Genomic DNA, 570 nt, shown 5'->3' with positions numbered 1-570 from the left:
AAGTAAATAGTCTGGCAATTATGGCGAGAAGGTCACACCCGTTCCCATACCGAACACGGAAGTTAAGCTTCTCAGCGCCGATGGTAGTTGGGGCACGCGCCCCTGTGAGAGTAGGACGTTGCCAGGCGGAAGACAGGAATTTCCGTTTCTGTCTTTTTCTTTCCCTTTTTTGAGAATTGAAAAAACTTCTGCTGTAAGTGAACACCGAGGGTGTTATCATATGAAGATCGCTTTTCAAAAGAGTGAACCAAGGAATCAAAAATGGTAAAAATTTTTATTGCACTGAAACACACATTGTGCTATACTAGAATAGTTGCTCTTCATAAAGAGCGATAAAATCAATTGGAAAAAATTGATGATTGATAGAATGTTAGAAATGCGATAAGATATTATTCCGGTCGCTTTTGGTGATATTGTTCTTTGAAAACTAAACAAACAAAAACGTCAACAAACAATAATTAATCGTGTTTCTTCTATAATAATAGAGATCACGAGCCAACGTTTTATTTTATGAGCTAATCAACTTTCTTGGAGAGTTTGATCCTGGCTCAGGACGAACGCTGGCGGCGT

The 570-nt window shown here is 38.9% G+C and carries 1 rRNA gene; it reads left to right on the top strand.

The window, feature by feature from the left end:
- The first annotated feature begins 10 nt into the window (after positions 1-10).
- Positions 11-127: ribosomal RNA gene (rrf, locus tag LC455_RS31080) — 5S ribosomal RNA — on the top strand.
- Positions 128-570 lie beyond the last annotated feature (443 nt).

Source organism: Neobacillus bataviensis (assembly GCF_019969725.1).
Note: the sequence above shows the minus strand (reverse complement) of the source record. Positions and strands in the feature narration are given on the sequence as shown.